An 18,090-nucleotide genomic window follows, 5' to 3' on the forward strand; every position below is an offset into this window, starting at 1 on the left:
TAAGGTTACGGGGGACGCATCGGCAAACCGTAATTCCCTTCTTTGGAAAAGGAACGGTCAATGCGTCCCATGAATGCGACTCCGCCATGTTCCCGTCTGGCGGCAGGCATCGCGCGCAGCCTGCGCGTGGCCTGCGGCGGCCTCCTCCTCGCCACCACCACTGCGCCGGCCTGGGCCGGGTGCGACAGCACCTCACCCACGACCGGGCAGACCGTTACCTGCACGGCAGCGGCACCCAGCCCACAGACCACGCCCATTGCCAGCGTGCCGGGCTCGAGCAATGTCACCGTCAACGTGCAGGCCGGCGCCCAGCTCGGCATCGCCAGTGGTGCCGCGATCGCGTTGAACGGCGGCAGCGGACACCGCATCGACAACAGTGGCAGCATCACCAGCGCCAGTGGCGTGGGCATCCTCACCAACGCGGCGACCACGGTGGTGAACCGCGGCGTCATCAGCGGCAGCACCGCCGGCATCATCTTCGGCGCCGGCGCCGACCGCCTGGACATGCTGGGCGGCAGCATCAGCAGCAGCGTCCTGCAGGGCGCCGGCAACGATGCGATCACCCTCAGTGGCGGCACCGTCGGCAGCATCGACCAGGGCGCCGACGCGGACAGCCTGGAGGTCTCGGGCGGTACGGTGTCCGGTACCGTGCAGCAGGGCTCGGGCATCGATACGTTCCTGATGACCGGCGGCAGCATCGGCGCGCTGCTGCAGGGCGATGGACTGGACCGTTTCCGCATGACCGACGGGCGCATCGTCGGCGCGTTCGATGATGGCGATTACGGCGAAATGACCGGCGGCCGCATCGGCCGGGTCAACATGAAGCTGGAAGACAACACCTTCCTGATGTCCGGTGGCACCATCGACGGCAACCTGGTTACCGGGTTCGGCAACGACACCATCGTGCTCTCCGATGGATACATCGGCGGCAACATCAGCGTCAGCGGCGGCAACGATTCGGTCACCATCACCGGCGGCACCGTGCGCGGCGAGATCCGCCTCAGCTTTGGCGACGACCGCTTCGACTGGCGTGGTGGCGGCGTGGTGCACGGCCTGGTCGATTTCGGGGAAGGCAACGACACCGCCACGCTGGCCGACCTCAACGTCTCCTACCTTGGCGCGCTGCCGGGCTTTGACGGCGGCCTGGGCACTGACACGCTCAACATGGACAACGTCAAGACCGATGGCGTGGCCCGCTTCACCGGCTGGGAATCGATGACGCTGGCCAATGACAGCCAGCTGACCTTCGACGGCGACCTGCGCCTGGGCGATACCGGAAGCGGTACCGGCGCGCTCGACGTGGACGCGACCAGCACGCTGTTCGGCGGGGGCGTCAACGCCAGCATTGTCGCCTTCAACGCAGCACTGCCGGTCAACGTCACCAATGCCGGCCGCATCGACCTGACCAACGGCGGTGGCGGCGCCGGCGATGCGTTCACCATCGCCGGCAATTACACCGGCAATGGCGGTGCGCTGTACCTGGACACCGTGCTGGGTGCCGACGCCGCCGCATCGGACCGGCTGGTGATCTCCAATGGCGTGGCCAGCGGGACCACGGGGGTGGGCATCCTCAACGCGGGCGGTGCCGGTGCCGAAACCGTGGCCGACGGCATCCTCGTGGTGCAGGCGATCAACGGTGCCAGCACCAGCCCGGGCGCGTTCGCGCTGTATGCACCGGTTGCCGCCGGCGCGTACGAGTATTTCCTGTTCAAGGGTGGCGTCAGCGCAGGGAGCAGCGAGAACTGGTATCTGCGTTCGACCGTAGTCAACGGTGTGGTCGCCGCGCCGGCCCCACCGCCCATCGGTCTGGGCTCGGTGACACCTGAGCCACCGCCGCCGGAGGCGTTGGGGACGCCGCCGCCTGCGCTGCCGCCGCCCCCCTCACCGGACGTTCCCGAAAACCCCGACCCGGTGGCGGCCGAGCCCGCGCCGCCGCCGGAGCCGGCCCCGCCACCGCCGGCCGCGCCGCCGCAGGACGACGTGCCGCCGCCGGTGCCGACCGAAGTGGCCGCCGTTCCCGGGCCATTGGCAGAGCCGCCCACGCCTGACGCACGCCCGTCGGAAGAGGCCATCGTGCCGTTGTACCGGCTGGAAACCGGCCTCTACTCGGTGGTGCCGCCCCTGCTGCGCGAGACCAGCCTGGCCAGCCTGGGTACCTTCCACGAGCGCCAGGGTGAGCAGCGCATCCTCGCCGGCCAGGGCGGCGTGCGGGCCGCATGGGCGCGCCTGGTCGGGCAGAGCCACGAGCAGTACTGGGAGGGCGATGCCCAGCCCGGATTCGATGGCGACATCCAGGGCGTGCAGGCGGGTCTGGACCTCTATGCGAACGCAGGCGATGCGCACCGCGACCAGTTCGGCGTGTTCGTCGGCCGTACCCGCGCGCAGGGCAACGTCAACGGCTTTGCGATCGGCTGGGAAAATGTCGCGGTGGGGCGCACCCGCTTGGACGACAAGCACGTGGGCCTGTACTGGACACGTGCCGGCAGCGCCGGCGGCTACCTCGACGTGGTGGTGATGCAGAGCCGCTACGACGGCGAGGCGACCTCCGCACGCGGCATCGGCATCGACGTGGACGGCGATGGCACCACCGCATCGGTGGAAGTGGGCAAGCCGCTGCTGCGCTTCGGCCAGTCGGCCTGGTGGCTGGAGCCGCAACTGCAGGTGATCTGGCAGCGCACCTCGGTGGACGATGCCGCCGACCGCATCGCGCAGCTTCGCTTCAACGCCGACAACGCCTGGACCGGGCGCGCCGGCGTACGCTTGGCCGCGGACTACGAGATCGCCGGCAACGGCTGGCAACCGTACTTCAAGCTCAACTACTGGCAGACGCTCGATGGGGAAGACCGCATCGACTTCGATACCAACCGCATCATCAACCAGCAGGATTCACGCGCGCTGGAGGTCGGCTTCGGCGTGGTGGCGCGCTTCAACGCCAACGTCAGCGCGTTCGCGGTCGCCGACTACACCCGCGACCTGGAAAGCAGCCGGCAGAAGGAGCGCAAGGTGATCGAGGGCAACATCGGGCTGCGTTTCGACTTCTAGCCGGTAGGGTCGCATCCGGATCGACGCCCGGTTACGGCATGACCTTTGGTGAAGCCGGATTTTTTGCTTCACCGCCGGTCATGCGTTACCGGGCGTGGAATCGCTGAGGACGGTTGTTCGGGAACCAACCCTACCTCGACCTGCGTCCGGTGCGACGGCGCGTTCACCGGGCTGCAGCAATCGCCCTGATGCGGGCCTGCGCGAGTGCTTCACCCACCGCCGGGCCCTTCAGGTGGGCAAGGTCAAGATCGCGGGCCTGTACCGACAACGCCGCCTGGTGCAGCCGCTTGAGTGTTTCACCCTGCGGGTACGGCCGATCCTCGAAGCCGAGGCGGCCACGCGCATCCGCCTCGCAGCACACCGCGATCCGGGCGATCCGTTCCGGCCGCCGGAACCCATCACAACGGCCCAGCAGGTCAAGCACCGTGCCATCGCGCAATTCGTCGATGCGGTGGACGTTGAGATGGTCGCGGCACACCGCCTCGGCCAGCTGGCGGTGATCCAGCGGAACCTTCAAGCGATCACACAGCGCACGCAGCGGTTCCAGCCCGCGCTGCTCATGCATCACATGGCGCGGCCATTCCGCTTGCGGAGTCAGTGCCTTGCCCAGATCGTGGGTAAGCGCGGCGAATCCCGCCAGGTCATCACCCGGCGCCAGCTGCGCGGCGATATCGCTGACCATTTCCTGGTGCACGCCCGTATCCACCTCCGGGTGGTACTCGGCACGCTGCGGCACTCCGTACAGCGCTTCCAGTTCGGGCAACACCGCCCCCAGCGCATTGGCATCGTGCAGCGTGCGCAGGAAGGCCGACGGTTGCGCCGAACCGAGCACGCGGCGCAGTTCCTGCCAGACCCGTTCGGGCACCAGCGCATCCAGCTCGCCGCTGTCGGCGATCTGCCGCATCAGCTGCATCGTTTCCGGCGCCACCGTAAAGCCCAGCGGTGCAAAGCGCGCCATGAAACGCGCCGCGCGCAGCACCCGCAGTGGATCTTCCACGAAGGCGGGGCCCACATGCCGCAGCACGCGCTGTTCAATGTCGCGCACACCGCGGTACGGGTCCACCAGCTCGCCGCTGGCCTCATCGCAGGCAATGGCGTTGATGGTGAAGTCCCGCCGCAGCAGGTCTTCTTCCAGCGTCACCGAGGGATCGGCATCGACGACGAAGCCCCGGTAGCCGCGCCCGGACTTGCGCTCGGTCCGCGCCAGCGCGTATTCCTCGCCCGTATCCGGGTGCAGGAACACCGGGAAATCCTTGCCCACGGCCTTGTAGCCCAGCGCTTCCATTTCCGGCTGGGTAGCGCCGACCACCACCCAGTCGCGGTCGCCGGCAGGACGCTGCAGCAGGCGGTCGCGCACGGCGCCGCCAACGAGATAGATCTTCATGGGCCCATGATGCCACGGCCGGCAACACCGGCCGTTGGCAGGCGCTCAGTCGCCGCCCTTCTCCGCATCCGTCGGGCAGGTGAATGCCTTCCGCTTCGCCTGTAGCCGCCCGTTCATGCGGTCGGTGACCGGCAGCGCGTCCCCGTTCAGACGCCAGTCGTAGATCACGCTGAACGCGAGAATGCGTGCAACGTACTCGCGGGTTTCCTTGTAGCTGATGGTCTCGATCCAGATATCCGGATCGAAGCCCGGCCGCTGCGACTGCCAGCGCGCGGTCGGGGTCGGTCCGGCGTTGTACGCGGCGATGGTCACATAGGGCAGGCCTTCGTACTTGTTCATCAGCTGGCGCAGGTAAGCAGTGCCGATGGCGATGTTGGTGTCGGCGTCATACAGGCTGGCCGCACCGCCATAGTTGGTCAGGCCGATGGTCTTGGCCACGCTCGCGCCGGTGGCCGGCAGCACCTGCATCAGGCCCATCGCATTGGCCGGCGAACGGGCCTTCGGATTGAAGATGCTCTCGGCGCGGATCTCGGCGGCTACCCAGGCCGGGTCGATCGCGTTGCGCGCCGACTCACGGCGGATCGCATCATCGTGGTGCAGCGGGAAGCGCAGGCTGTACAGGCGCTGCTCCTCCGGGGTCTTGCCCAGCGAGAACACCGCGCGGTCGAACCAGCCGTTGTCGCGCGCCACTTCCACCGCAATACGGCGCTGGGTGGTGTCGAAGCGGGTGAGGGCATCGTTCCACTCGGCCACGGCCCAGCCCGAACGCTCGATCTTGAACAGTTCCATCGCGCGCACGATCGCCGGGTCGCGTGCCACCGTGGCCTGTGCCTGCGCACTGTCCTTGGGTTCCACCGGGCACAGCGTGTAGGTGCTCTGGCCCAGCTGGTCGGCGGCCAGGAAACCATGGAAGGTGGCCGCGCGCGCCGCTTCGCGGTACAGCGGCAATGCCTCGTTGCGCTTGCCGGTCTTGTCCAGCATGCGCGCCTCGAAATAGCGCCAGCGCGAGTCGCTGCGCTGCTTCGGCTCCATCTTGCGGATCGCCGCCAGCGTGGCCGGCCAGTCGCCGCGCGACATCGCCTCGCGTGCCCGCCACTCGTGCAGGCGCTCGTCATAGGCCGAATCCGGCACGGCATTGAGCCGGCGTGCGGAATCGGGCCCATAGGACGCCACCGTCCATAGCGCGATCTGGTACTTCACATCCGCCTGCTGGGCGGCGCTCAGCTGCAGCGCGTTGGCGTACTGCGGCAGCTGCTGCTCGGTCGCGTCCGGGTCGGCCTTGGCCAGCTTGGCAAGCCCATCGGTGGCGATGCGCCGGCTGCGTTCGTTGCGCGGCCAGTTCAGCGCGCTGGCATTGGGCTTGTCCACGAACGCGGCATAGGTGTTGGCCAGCGCCAGGTCGGCGGCCGGCAGCCCGCGGGCGGCACTGCGCATTACCGCCGGCTCCTGCGCGTCGGCCGCGGCATCGATGCGCTCCCAGCGCAGCTCCGCGCTCAGTCCGCCCTTGGCATCCAGCACCGCAAACACGGGATCGCAGGCATCAGGCAGGGATTTGCCGGTGCTGCGCCAGATCGCCTGCGCCTCACTGACCCACTGCGCATCGGCCTTGCCGGTGGCTTGGCGCGCATTGAGCTGGGCGCAGCGCAGGCCGACATTCTCGGTGGGCGCCCAGTTCGCCAGCAGGGTGGGCCAGTCCTGGCGCCGGGCTACCGCCGGCAACCACACGCTGCGGAAGCTGCTGGCCACGGCCTGGCCGTTGTAGCGCTTGAGGAAGTCCTGGGCCTGGGCAGTGGTGACCGTATCGATGTTGCGGCGCAGGTTGGCGTACTCCAGCCAGCCATACAGCGGGTGCTTTGCCAGCCCCGCCGCCTGGCCGGGATCGAACTGGCCGCGTTCGGCATTCTCGATGGCCGCCTTCATCTGCGCGCGCTGGGCGTCCAGGCTCTGGGCACCGGCATCGGCGCCCACGCCCGTACAGGCGAGCAGGGTGGCGGAACTGAGGATCAGGAGGGGGAGTCGGTTCATGCCGAAAGGATAGCGGGCAGGGGTGAAAGCCGGTGACGGCAAGCCAACTCAATGATGAACGGCACCCGTCGCCCCCCTGAACAGGCGCTACACACGGGCGTAATGTCAAAGGCGCCAGCCCCAACGGCTGCAGGAGACTCAAACGAAACGGTAGCGCCGGCCGTTGGCCGGCCCGCAGGAAAAATCAACAACAAGGACCCACACCATGGCATTCAGTGCAGCAGGCAACTCCGGACCACTGGCCGACATCAACGTCACCCCGTTGGTGGATGTAATGCTGGTGCTGTTGATCATCTTCATCGTGACCGCCCCGATGGTGTCCATGCCCATCCCGGTCAACCTGCCGCAACCCACCACCGTGGTACCGCCCACCGCACCGCCACCGCCGATTGAATTGCGGGTGGACGCCAGCAACCAGGTCAGCTGGAACGGCCAGATGGTTGCGGTCAGCTCGCTGCAGCAGCGCATGCAGGACGCCGCACAGGCCAACACCGGCAACGTTCCCGAACTGCGCATCGCCACCGACCCGAACGCCGAGTACGACGTGATGGTCAAGGTGTTGGCTGCGGCCAACAACGCGCACATGGAAAAGATCGCGTTCGTGAACCCGTAGCAGAACGAGCGGCCCGCCGAACGGTGGGCCGCTTCCGCGTCACCAACAGCTACGCTGGTAGGTACCGTCCGTTGGTCGGTACTCTCTCTGACTGCACCGAAAGCGACACCGCCTCCATCACCGCCACTGTCGCTGCGCCTATCGTCTTGTAGGAAGTCTCCGCGTGAGCCTGTAAGACAAGCCGAAAATCGCGGCAAAAGAAGCGCCAGTCACACCATTGAGTGAGAGCGGTCACACTTTCCCGCCTTGCCTACAACCGAGATACTATGGAGACGATGGGGCTCCGAAGTTCGATGTCGATCGTGGTCATGATCATGGACCGGGAAATCATCACGTACACGAATGGATTGGAGGAGAGCGGCAGCCGGGAGTACCTGTGAGTGATTGGCCCAAAAAGTGATGAAAATGAAGATGGATATCCATGACTTTGAGATCACTTCGATACGTACATCCGGGCGGAATGCATTCGTACTGAGGCTACTGGATACGCAGACCTTGAAATCGTACGTAATGGAGTTTTCAGAAGTAAAACGCTTGTGTGTAGAGGGGTTCAGCCTGCAAAACGTGATCGCCGATGTTCATGTTTACCATGCGCTCTCGGCCGAATTCGGGGTAAGACGCGCATGCGGAATGCTGGATTTGGATTTGGCGGCCGCCGCGTTGGCTCTGGAGAAAGGGAGCTTGGTGCTGATTGAGGCTGCATCTGGTGCCGAGATCGCCTGCCTGCTTGCAGGAAAGGATCTGCCAGATACTGCGCTTGAGGAAGGGGGCGTGAATTCAATTAAATAGTCCTCTCGGCCTCGGCGAATAGGTACGACGAATGGCAGGAATTTTGCGTAGAAGAGTTCGGTCGGTTATCACTTTTGCATCGGTCCTTGCGCTGCTAACTGCATGCGATGATGGAACTAGGGGAGAGCTTGACTCCAAGAAAATATATGGAGACATGAGTGGCCTGTACTATGGCGCGATGTGCGAATCTGGAAGTCAGGAGCTGAGCAATCTTCGATCCAGGGCGGTACGGATTGCAGTCGATGGGGATGGCTGCGCAGTTCTCTACTTGGACGGTGTTGATCCTAAGGGAGCGCTGCTGGTATATCCCGGAGGGGACGGCGTCAGGCTTGAGTGCAGTGGACTCGAAGCAAAGCTGAAGAAAAGTGGTGCTCACACCCGTGTCCTAAGTCGGGTTCGAGAGAAGTGCGGTGCGAAGTGAGTGGAGATAGCTTCGGATCCATGTCCTGTATGGAAATCAGGCTTACTGCGGCCAGATTCGGACCGAATATTTCATATGGTTGGGGCGGTGCCTCGAGAGGATCAGCCAGTACGACGACTTCATACGCAGCCTGGTGGAGACCGGTGGCGAAGTTGAGTTCTATGTAAGTGCGTTCTTGAGCGGATTGTGTGGGTTTCAGTTCCATAGCGCATTGCTCGGTCGGATCGCTGCGGCCGGGATAGGCCGATCGGTTGAGCTGTATCCGAAGGACGATTGAGGAAGCAACGCATAGGGGGCACTGCGATGAAGTCGCTTGGCTGCTTGCTCGTTCTTGTTGTGCTGGGGTTCCTACTTCTGCCCGCGCCCGCACTGGCGGCGGTTTCCGTTGGGGTGCGCGTTGCCGACCACGAGCGAACCCTGCCTCAGCTCAGCTCAGCGCAGTGACAGTGGCGCAGGACACTGTGCTGCAGACCCGCCTTGGCGCGCAGCTGGCCCGCCACCTGGCCGGGGCCACCACCGGTTACCAACGGCTCGACGAGCTGTCGATGAACCTGCACGAGCGCAGGCTGAAGCTGTACGACAGGTTGGGCATGGGGCCGCTGCGGGTCGACCTTGTCTGGTCTGACCGCTCCCGCACGGTCTACACCATGGACGGCAACAGCAACCGCCGGGCCGGCTATGTCACGGGTCAAAGCCGCGACCCCTACGGCAATCAGCTGCCGGACCAGAGTGCTGCCCAGCGCGCCGGTGCGGTGTCGCTGGTCGGGTCGTACCAGTTCCAGAATGTCCGCAACCGCCAAGCGTGGGTGCGGGCCGCACGGGCGCAGGGCATCCCCGTGCACGTCGACGCCCCTTCTGCCACCCGCCTGCAGTGCCGATGGTCGGGCACCGCGTTGAGCTGCCATACGGAATAGGGCGCTTCCGTCCGGAATTCGGCTGCTGCGCAGCCGCTCGTCGGCTCAGATCGGCCGCTCGGTGCCGCATCCGTAACGTCCGTGTGAAATCCACACTTTCATCACGCCTTCATCTTTACAGGTTGTTTACAAAGGAGACGCTGCCACGCTTCAAGGGGGAGGCGAGGCGGCCCCAGCAAGCCATTCCTTTGGAGAGAGAGCGAATGAACAACCTGCATTACCGCCCCTTGGCGGCTGCCGTAGCGCTGTGCCTGCTGTCCGTCCCCACCCTTGCCACCGCGCAGGATGCTACCCGCACCACCACCGAACTGGACCGGGTGGAAGTCACCGGAACCCGCATCAAGCGCGCCGAGGTCGAAGGCCAGGTGCCGATCCAGACCCTTACCCGCAGCGAGATCGAACGCACCGGGCTGAATTCCATCGGCGAGGTGCTGCAGCAGCTGACCGGCTCCGGTTCGGCGCTGAATGCGAAGTTCAACTCGTCGGGCAACTTTGGTTTCCCGCCTGATGGCAGCGGCGTGGGCGCCGGTTCGGCCCAGGTTGACCTTCGCCACCTGGGCGCCAAGCGCGTGCTGGTGCTGGTCGATGGCATCCGTTGGGTCAACGAATCCTCCGCGTCCGGCGTGGGCGCGGCCACCGACCTCAACACCATTCCGCTGGCGATCGTCGAGCGCATCGAAGTGCTCGAAGACGGCGCCTCGTCGCTGTACGGTTCGGACGCGATTGCCGGCGTGGTCAACATCATCACCCGCCGCGAGTTCGATGGCGGCCAGGTCACCGTGAACTATGGTGAGTACAGCAAGGGCGATGGCACCCAGAAGGGCGTGGACCTGGCCTGGGGCACCAGTGGCGACCGCTACAGCCTGTTCCTGGGCGCCAGCTGGACCAAGCAGGACGCGGTGTATGCCAACACCCGCGAACAGTCGCGCTACCCGGTTCCCGGCACCGGCCTGTCGTTCGGCAGCTCGGCCACCCCGACCGGCCGCTTCATGTTCACCGACCCGAACACCGGCATCGCCTACAACATCACGCCCAACACCGGCGCCACCGATCCCACCTTCAACGGCGTGGGCGGTTGCGACCGCACCGACGATTACCACTGCTTCACCACGGCGGACCGCTTCAACTTCGCCGAGTACAACCTGCTGCTGACCCCGTCCGAGCGCAAGGGCATCTTCGGCCAGTTCCGCTTCGACATCACCGACAACGTGCAGTGGTACATCAAGGCGCTGGCCAACCGTCGTGAATCGACCAACCAGGCCGGCCCCGAGCCGCTGTTCTTCGGCCCCGATGGCGCCACCGGCAACCCGTTGGCCGACAACATCGTCATTTCCGCGCTCAACCCGTACAACCCGTTCGGCTTCGACCTGGATTCGTCCAGCAACCTGAGCATGATCGGTCGCCGCCCGGTGGAAGGCGGGCCGCGCATCTTCGAGCAGGAAGTGAACACCACCTACTTCGCCACCGGGCTGGTGGGGCTGTTCCAGGCCGTCGATCGCAGCTGGTCGTGGGACGTCAACGGCATGTACAGCAAGAACAAGGCCGAACAGACCAACTACGGCAGCTACAACATCTACAACGCCAACATCGCGTTGAGTGATCCGGCCATCTGCGCGGCCACCCCGGGCTGCGTGCCGCTGAACATCTTTGGCGGCCCAGGCACCATCACCCGGCCGATGCTGGACTGGATCCAGCCGGTGGTGCACGACCGCAGCCAGAACGAACTCACCCTGTTCACTGCCAACCTGAGCAGCGACCTGCTCACGCTGCCGGCAGGCCCGCTCTCGTTCGCCACAGGGTACGAGTACCGCAAGTACGAAGGCGAATACCAGCCCGATCCGATCACCGTGCGCGGCCACTACAACGGCGTGCCGTCGCTGCCGACCTCCGGTTCGTACGACGTCAACGAGGTGTACCTCGAACTGGCGGTGCCGATCTTCGCCAAGAGCGCGCTGGGTGAAAAGCTGGACCTGAGCCTGGCCGGGCGCTATTCGGATTACTCCACCTTCGGTGGCGAGTTCACGCCCAAGTACGGCCTGCGCTGGCAGGTAACCGACGACTTCGTGCTGCGCACCAGCTATGCCGAAGGCTTCCGCGCCCCCTCCATCGGTGAGCTGTACGGGTCAGCCGCGCGCGCGGATCTGCAGCTGTTCGATCCGTGCTCGGTGGGCCTGGGTGGCACGCCGCCGCGCGGCAGTGCGGCCAACTGCGCGGCGCTGGGCGTGCCGACTGGCTTCCAGCAGGCGAATTCGCAGATCTCGGTCACCACCGGCGGCAATGACCAGCTGGATCCGGAAACCTCGCGCAGCTTCAGTGCCGGCTTCGTGTGGAGCCCGTGGTTCGGCAACAATGCCTCGTGGTCCGAGCGCTTCGACGTGGAAGTGACCTTCTACCGCCACAACATCGAAGGTGCGATCCAGGCGATCAACGCGCAGACCCAGCTCGACCTGTGCGTGGACACGCTGGACCCGCTGTACTGCGGCGGCATCACCCGTGCCTCCACCGGTGCGGTCAGCGGCTTCAACAACCGCCTCACCAACCTGGGCTCGATCAAGACCGACGGCTGGGACGTGGACCTGTTCTGGACGCTGCCGCAGACCGATGTCGGCCAGTTCAAGATCGGCTGGCAGAACACCTTCGTCGGCCGTTACGAGGCAGTGGGTGCGGCAGGCCAGCGCCAGCCGCAGGAACCGGGCGTGGAAGTCACCGACAGCTCGATTCCGGAATGGACCAGCAACGCGTCGCTGAGCTGGAACATGGGCGCCTGGAATGCGTCGTGGACCGTACGCCACATTTCCAAGCTCACCGAGCAGTGCGGTGACGCCGCCGCGTTCCCGGTGTGCAGCGACCAGGCGGCCGGCACCAACGAACTGGCGGCAACCACCTACAACGACTTCCAGGTGGGCTACAAGTTCGACTGGATGAAGGGCCTGCAGCTCAGCGCTGGCTTGAACAACGCGTTCGACAAGGATCCGCCGATCTGCCTGTCGTGCTCGTTGAACGGGTACGACGCGTCTACCTATGACATCCCGAAGGGACGTTACTGGTACCTGCGCGCGGACCTGCGGTTCTGATTGAAACGCAGAAAGCCGGGCTTGGCCCGGCTTTCTGCTTGTCAGCGGGCACCCGACCAACGGTCGGGTGCACCCTTAGAACGACCAGGTGAAGGTGATCGAGCCGTTGCGGCCGTCGCCGTAGGCACCGTAGCCGTTGATCTGCGAGAAGTATTCCTTGTCCAGCAGGTTGTTGAGGTTGGCCTGCACGCTGAACTGCGGGGCCAGGCGGTAGCGCACGAAGGCACTGACCAGCGCGTAGCTCTCCTGCTCGATGCGGCCGTAGGCCGGCACCGGGTAGTAGATGCCGTTCTGCCAGTTCACGCCGCCACCGACGGTCAGGTCGCTCAGCGCCTGCGGGGTGTAGCTGGTGAACAGCTTGATGGTGGTCTGCGGCAGGTTGGTGTTGATGTCCGCGCCGTTGATGTCCTTGGCCACGTAACGCGAGGCACCGAAGGTACCGTTCCAGCCCGGGGCCAGTTCACCGTTCAGTTCCAGCTCGAAACCACGGCTGACGGTGCCGCGTGCGCCGATGTAGGCAAACTCGCCCGGACGCGACGGAATCGGCTCATTGGTGATCTGGGCCACGTTGTCCTGTTCGATGCGGAACACGGCCAGAGAGGCGTTCAGACGGTTGTCGAACCAGGCGGCCTTGACGCCGACTTCGTAGCTCTTGCCGTCAACCGGATCGAGGTAGGTCGCGTTGCGGTCGCGCGCAGTCTGCGGCTGGAAGATCTCGGTGTACGCCGCGTAGGTGGTCCAGGTGTCGTTGAGGTCGTAGACCAGGCCCGCATAAGGCGTGGTTTCCTTGTGCGAACGATCCGAGCCTTCGCCTTCGCTCTTCCAGTCGGTGTACCGGGCGCCGAGGATCAGCTTGAGCGGATCGGCCAAGGACAGGCGGGTAGCGGCGTAGCCGGCCTTCTGGGTGATGGTGCCTTCGCTCTGCAGCGGCAGTGTGCCCACCCAGTTCGGTTCGGAAATGTCACCGTTCCAGCCGAGGTAGCTGCTGAAGGGATCCCAGGGCAGGCCGGGGCCACCGACCTGGTAGTCACCGTAGTTGGCGTAGTCGCGCTTGTTGTAGCTCAGCCCGGCCATGACCTTGTGTTCCTGGTCGAACAGCTGGAACGGACCTTCCACGTAACCGTCGACGGCGTCGACCTTGCGCTCGGTGTTGTAGAAGCCGGCCGACGGGGACACGCCGGCACCGGTCACCGGGTCGAACAGCGAGGCACCGCTCACCCAGTCGTTGTAGGCCGGGTAGAACAGCTTGTCGTCGGCCTTGGTTTCGTCATGGGTTGCGCCGATGCGGACCTTCCAGTCATTGGCAAAGCCGTGTTCCAGCGTCGCGAACGCGCGCTTGCTGGTGGTGTCCCAGTAGGTCCACTTGGCGGCCGAGTTGAAGGTCTTGTCATACGGGGTCGGGCTGCCGTCCGAGAACAGCATCGGGAAGCCGCCCCAGGTGGCGCCGTTGGCGCGCTTCTGCTGGTAGTCGTAGCCCACGCTCAGCTGGGTGTCCGGGGTCAGATCCGCATCGATCACCGCATAGCCCAGCGTCTTGTGCTGGTCGTAGCGGTCCATCTGCGATTCGGTATCCAGGTAGCTGCCGATCACTCGCGCGCGCACCGAACCGCTGGCATTCAGCGGGGTGGTGACGTCCACGGTGCTGCGGGTGCGGCCCCAGCTGCCGACGTTGACCGACACGCTGCCGGTCAGTTCGGCGCTGTCGGCGTGCTTGCGGATCAGGTTGACCGAGGCCGACGGGTTGCCCGCGCCGGTCAGCAGGCCGGTGGCGCCACGCACCACTTCCACGCGGTCGTGCAGGGCCAGGTCCAGGCCGGAATCGCCGTAGCTCCAGTTCTGCACCATCTGGGTGGGCAGGTTGTCGTACTGGTAGCTGTCGATATAGAACCCGCGCGAGTAGAACTCGGTGCGCTCGGTGTCGGACTGGGTGCTGCTCACGCCGGTGGTGTTGGCCAGCACGTCGATGATTTCATCGAGGTTCTGGTCCTCGATGCGCTGGTGGCTGATGATGCTGATCGACTGCGGGATCTCGCGCGGGGCGAGGTCGAAGCGGGTGCCGGCCGAGGTTTTGCGGACCGAATAGCCCTCGGCGCGCTCGCCCTTGACCACGATCTTGTCCAGCGTGGTGGCGTCGGCGCCGATGTCCTGCGCGAAGGCGGGAGCCGCAGCCAGGGTGGCCAGGGCGATCAACAGCGCCTGCGGCAGGCGGCCTTGCGGCAAGGTGCGGGACGGCACAGCGGAAGTACGGGTCATCAGCGTTTCCTGGGCGGCGGCGCGCACCAGGCGGCCATCCTCGGATGCCGGGCGCTGCGGTCAAAGTGGGGGCAGTACGCGGCTGGCGGGTGCCGTGAAAACAGGCACGGGCGTTGGCAACTGATCGCCGCTGCGCCTCCCTGGCGCGAACGGGATCTCATTATGTTAATGCGAATCAGTCCTATCCGCAATGTCTACCGGTCGCAAGTGGCCGGCTGCGTCACGATCAACGGTCCCGGACCTACCAGCGCTTAACAACGGCGGGCCTACCGTTGGTCTCACCCGGGCCGGAGCCCGATCCCAGGAAACGGTGATGATCGCAAAGAACACCCTGTGCCTCTGGTATGACGGGACCGCCGAAGAAGCGTCGGCGTTTTACGCAGCCACCTTCCCAGACAGTTCGGTGCAGGCCGTGCACCGCGCGCCCTCCGACTTTCCCGGCGGCAAAAGGGGGGATGTGCTGACAGTGGAGTTCACCGTGGTCGGCATTCCCTGCATCGGCTTGAACGGCGGGCCGGCTTTCAGGCACAGCGAGGCGTTTTCATTCCAGATCGCCACCGATGACCAGGCCGAGACCGACCGGCTGTGGAACGCCATCGTCGACAACGGTGGCCAGGAGAGCGATTGCGGCTGGTGCAAGGACAAGTGGGGGCTGTCGTGGCAGATCACCCCGCGCGTGCTGACCGAGGCGTTCAACAGCACCGACCCGGCCGTGGCCAAACGCGCCTTCGAGGCGATGATGACCATGAAGAAGATCGACGTGGCCAGGATCGAGGCGGCAGTGCGCGGGTAGCAACACGGCAGGTATCTCGCAACGGGTGCCCCGGCGTATCCTCGCGCGATGACTACGTCGCGCCTCTCCACGCTGTTCCCCGTCCTGGCCGTGCTCGGCTCGGTCACTTCGCTTGCCGTGGGTACCTCGTTCGCCAAGGATCTGTTCCCGGTGATCGGTGCGCAGGGCACCAGCGCGCTGCGCGTGGGCTTCTCCGCGCTGGTGCTGCTGGCGGTGTTCCGGCCGTGGCGCTGGACCACCACGCGCGCCGATGCGGGCGCGATCTTCCGCTACGGCATCACCCTGGGGGTGATGAACCTGCTGTTCTACATGGCGCTGCGGACGATTCCGTTCGGCATCGCGGTGGCCATCGAGTTCTGCGGTCCGTTGGCGGTGGCGATGTGGTCCTCGCGCCGCCCGATCGATTTCGTCTGGGTGGGGTGTGCGGCCGCCGGCCTGCTGCTGTTGCTGCCGCTGGGCCACGGCGAGCCGCTGGACCTGACTGGTGTGCTGTACGCGCTGGGCGCGGCGGTGTGCTGGGCGCTGTACATCATCTTCGGCAAGCGTGCCGGCCACCTGCCGGCCGGGCATACGGTCTCGCTGGGCATGTGTGCGGCGGCGCTGGTGGTGGTCCCAGTCGGCGTGGCGCACGCCGGCATGGCGCTGCTGGACCCGAAAATCCTGCTGTTCGGGCTGGGCGTGGCGGTGGTGTCCAGCGCGATTCCGATGTCACTGGAAATGGCGGCGTTGAAGCGCTTGCCGAAGGAAACCTTCGGCATCCTGATCAGCATGGAACCGGCGGTGGCTGCACTGCTGGCGATGGGCCTCCTGGCCGAGCACCTCACGCCGCTGCAGTGGGCGGCGATCGGCTGCACGGTGCTGGCGTCGGTGGGGAGCACGTTGACGGCAAACCGGGGGCCGCCGGCGCTGCCCGACCCGGCGGGATGAATCCAATGGTTAGCCGAGGGGGTAGAGCCGACCGGGTAGAGCCGACTGTTAGTCGGCTGCTTTCCGCGGCGATAGCAATACCATCGCGCTTCGCGCGATAGCCGACTAACAGTCGGCTCTACCCCAGTCGGCTCTACCCCCTTCGGGCACGCATTTTGTGCATCAGCCGCGCACCGGTGCATCGCCGGCCACGTAGTACGTGGCCGTGCTGCGCGGCAACGGCTCGCGGCCACGGATGCGGTCGGCGATCTTCTCGGCAATCATGATCGTGGTCGCATTGAGGTTGCCGGTGATGATGCGCGGCATGATCGAGGCGTCCACTACGCGCAGGCCCTGCATGCCATGCACGCGGCCCTGGCCGTCCACCACGCTCATCGCATCGGTGCCCATCGCGCACGAGCAGGACGGGTGGTAGGCGGTTTCGGCACGGGCACGCACGAAGGCATCCAGCTCGGCGTCGGTGCGGCAGTCTGCGCTCGGGCTGATCTCACGGCCGCGGTATTCGTCGAGCGCGGGCTGGGCGATGATCTCGCGGGTGATCCGGATCGCATCGCGGAACTCCTGCCAGTCCTGGTCGGTGGACTGGTAGTTGAACAGGATGGACGGATGCTGGTGGGGGTCCAGCGAACGCGCATGCACGCGGCCACGGCTGGGCGTGCGCATCGACCCGACATGCGCCTGGAAGCCGTGTTCCTTCACCGCGTTGGTGCCGTTGTAATTGATCGCCACTGGCAGGAAGTGGTACTGGATGTTGGGCCAGGCGAAGTCGTCACGGGTGCGGATGAAGCCGCCGGCCTCGAACTGGTTGCTGGCGCCGATCCCGGTGCCGGCGAACAGCCATTCGGCGCCGATCGCCGGCTGGTTCCACCACTGCAGCGCAGGGTACAGCGACACCGGCTTGGTGCAGGCGTACTGCATGTACACCTCAAGATGATCCTGCAGGTTTTCCCCCACGCCGGGCAGGTCGTGCACCAGCGGCACGCCGAGCGCGGCCAGCAATGCGGGCGCGCCCACGCCGGAGCGCTGCAGGATCTGCGGCGAGGCAATCGCGCCGGCGCACAGCAGCACCTCGCGCCGGGCCTCGACATCGATCGGTTCGGCGCTGCCGCCGGCCAGGTAGCGCACGCCCACCGCGCGCTTGCCGTCGAACAGGATGCGGTCGGTGGTGGCGTGGGTGACGATCTCCAGCCCGGGCCGGCCCTTGGCCATGTCCAGGTAGCCGCGCGCGGTGCTGGAGCGGCGACCGCGCGGGGTCACGGTGCGGTCCATCGGGCCGAAGCCTTCCTGCTGGTAGCCGTTGAGGTCGTCGGTGCGCGGGTAGCCGGCCTGTACGCCGGCCTCCACCATGGCGTGGAACAGCACGTTGTTGTCGTTCTTCGGGGTGGCCACGCTGACCGGACCATCGCCGCCGTGGTAATCGTTGGGCCCGATGTCGCGGGTTTCGGCCTTGCGGAAGTAGGGCAGCACGTCCAGGTAGCTCCAGTCCTCCAGGCCATCGAAGGTGGCCCACTGGTCGAAATCCAGCGCGTTGCCGCGGATGTAGCACATGCCGTTGATCAGCGAGGAGCCGCCCAGGCCCTTGCCGCGCCCACATTCCATGCGCCGGTTGTCCATGTGCGGTTCCGGCTCGGTTTCATAGGCCCAGTTGTAGCGCCGGCCCTGCAGCGGGTAAGCCAGCGCGGCCGGCATCTGGGTGCGGAAATCGAGGCGGTAGTCCGGGCCGCCGGCTTCCAGCAGCAGCACGCTCACGCCGGCGTCTTCGGTGAGGCGCGCGGCCAGCGTGTTGCCGGCCGAACCGGCGCCGATGATGATGTAGTCGTACTCGCGTTTCATCGCGGGGGTCTCCTGGTCAGGC

Annotated in this window: 11 protein-coding genes; 7 read left to right on the forward strand and 4 right to left on the reverse strand. The window is 65.9% G+C overall.

Annotated elements, in window-relative coordinates:
- Positions 1–60 precede the first annotated feature (60 nt).
- Positions 61–3,042, forward strand: coding sequence for an autotransporter domain-containing protein (locus KVS69_RS00710; RefSeq protein WP_254621947.1), 2,982 nt, complete (start codon positions 61–63; stop codon positions 3,040–3,042).
- Between the two features lie 163 nt (positions 3,043–3,205).
- On the opposite strand, the gene KVS69_RS00715 is transcribed toward KVS69_RS00710, so the two are convergent.
- Positions 3,206–4,426, reverse strand: a complete 1,221-nt coding sequence (locus tag KVS69_RS00715; RefSeq protein WP_217535814.1) for a multifunctional CCA addition/repair protein — start codon at positions 4,424–4,426, stop codon at positions 3,206–3,208.
- A 45-nt stretch (positions 4,427–4,471) separates the two neighbouring features.
- Positions 4,472–6,451 (reverse strand): transglycosylase SLT domain-containing protein, encoded by a 1,980-nt coding sequence (locus KVS69_RS00720; RefSeq protein WP_217535817.1) that lies wholly within the window; start codon positions 6,449–6,451, stop codon positions 4,472–4,474.
- A 205-nt stretch (positions 6,452–6,656) separates the two neighbouring features.
- Here KVS69_RS00720 and KVS69_RS00725 point away from each other — a divergent pair, with 205 nt between their 5' ends.
- From KVS69_RS00725 to KVS69_RS00740, 4 genes are all read left to right on the forward strand, one after another.
- Complete coding sequence (locus KVS69_RS00725) at positions 6,657–7,064, forward strand: biopolymer transporter ExbD (RefSeq protein WP_217535818.1); 408 nt, start codon at positions 6,657–6,659, stop codon at positions 7,062–7,064.
- Between the two features lie 411 nt (positions 7,065–7,475).
- A complete protein-coding gene (locus tag KVS69_RS00730) occupies positions 7,476–7,853 on the forward strand; it encodes a hypothetical protein (protein ID WP_217535822.1) in 378 nt (125 codons plus the stop codon).
- Between the two features lie 867 nt (positions 7,854–8,720).
- Positions 8,721–9,188 carry a hypothetical protein gene (locus KVS69_RS00735; RefSeq protein ID WP_217535824.1) on the forward strand — a complete coding sequence of 156 codons (468 nt, stop codon included), beginning with the start codon at positions 8,721–8,723 and terminating at the stop codon, positions 9,186–9,188.
- 203 nt (positions 9,189–9,391) lie between these two features.
- Positions 9,392–12,262 (forward strand): TonB-dependent receptor, encoded by a 2,871-nt coding sequence (locus tag KVS69_RS00740; protein WP_217535826.1) that lies wholly within the window; start codon positions 9,392–9,394, stop codon positions 12,260–12,262.
- Between the two features lie 75 nt (positions 12,263–12,337).
- On the opposite strand, the gene fhuE is transcribed toward KVS69_RS00740, so the two are convergent.
- Complete coding sequence (fhuE, locus tag KVS69_RS00745; RefSeq protein ID WP_217535828.1) at positions 12,338–14,515, reverse strand: ferric-rhodotorulic acid/ferric-coprogen receptor FhuE; 2,178 nt, start codon at positions 14,513–14,515, stop codon at positions 12,338–12,340.
- A gap of 313 nt (positions 14,516–14,828) precedes the next feature.
- Here fhuE and KVS69_RS00750 point away from each other — a divergent pair, with 313 nt between their 5' ends.
- Positions 14,829–15,308, forward strand: a complete 480-nt coding sequence (locus tag KVS69_RS00750) for a VOC family protein (protein ID WP_217535836.1) — start codon at positions 14,829–14,831, stop codon at positions 15,306–15,308.
- A 48-nt stretch (positions 15,309–15,356) separates the two neighbouring features.
- Entirely contained in the window at positions 15,357–16,235 is an 879-nt protein-coding gene (locus KVS69_RS00755; RefSeq protein WP_217535838.1) for an EamA family transporter, read from the forward strand.
- Positions 16,236–16,397: 162 nt separating this feature from the next.
- Here KVS69_RS00755 and betA read toward each other — a convergent pair whose 3' ends face one another.
- Entirely contained in the window at positions 16,398–18,068 is a 1,671-nt protein-coding gene (gene betA, locus KVS69_RS00760) for a choline dehydrogenase (RefSeq protein WP_068854006.1), read from the reverse strand.
- Positions 18,069–18,090: the final 22 nt, after the last annotated feature.

The organism is Stenotrophomonas sp. GbtcB23, from assembly GCF_019091045.1.
In the GTDB taxonomy this organism is placed as follows: Bacteria; Pseudomonadota; Gammaproteobacteria; order Xanthomonadales; family Xanthomonadaceae; genus Stenotrophomonas; species Stenotrophomonas rhizophila_A.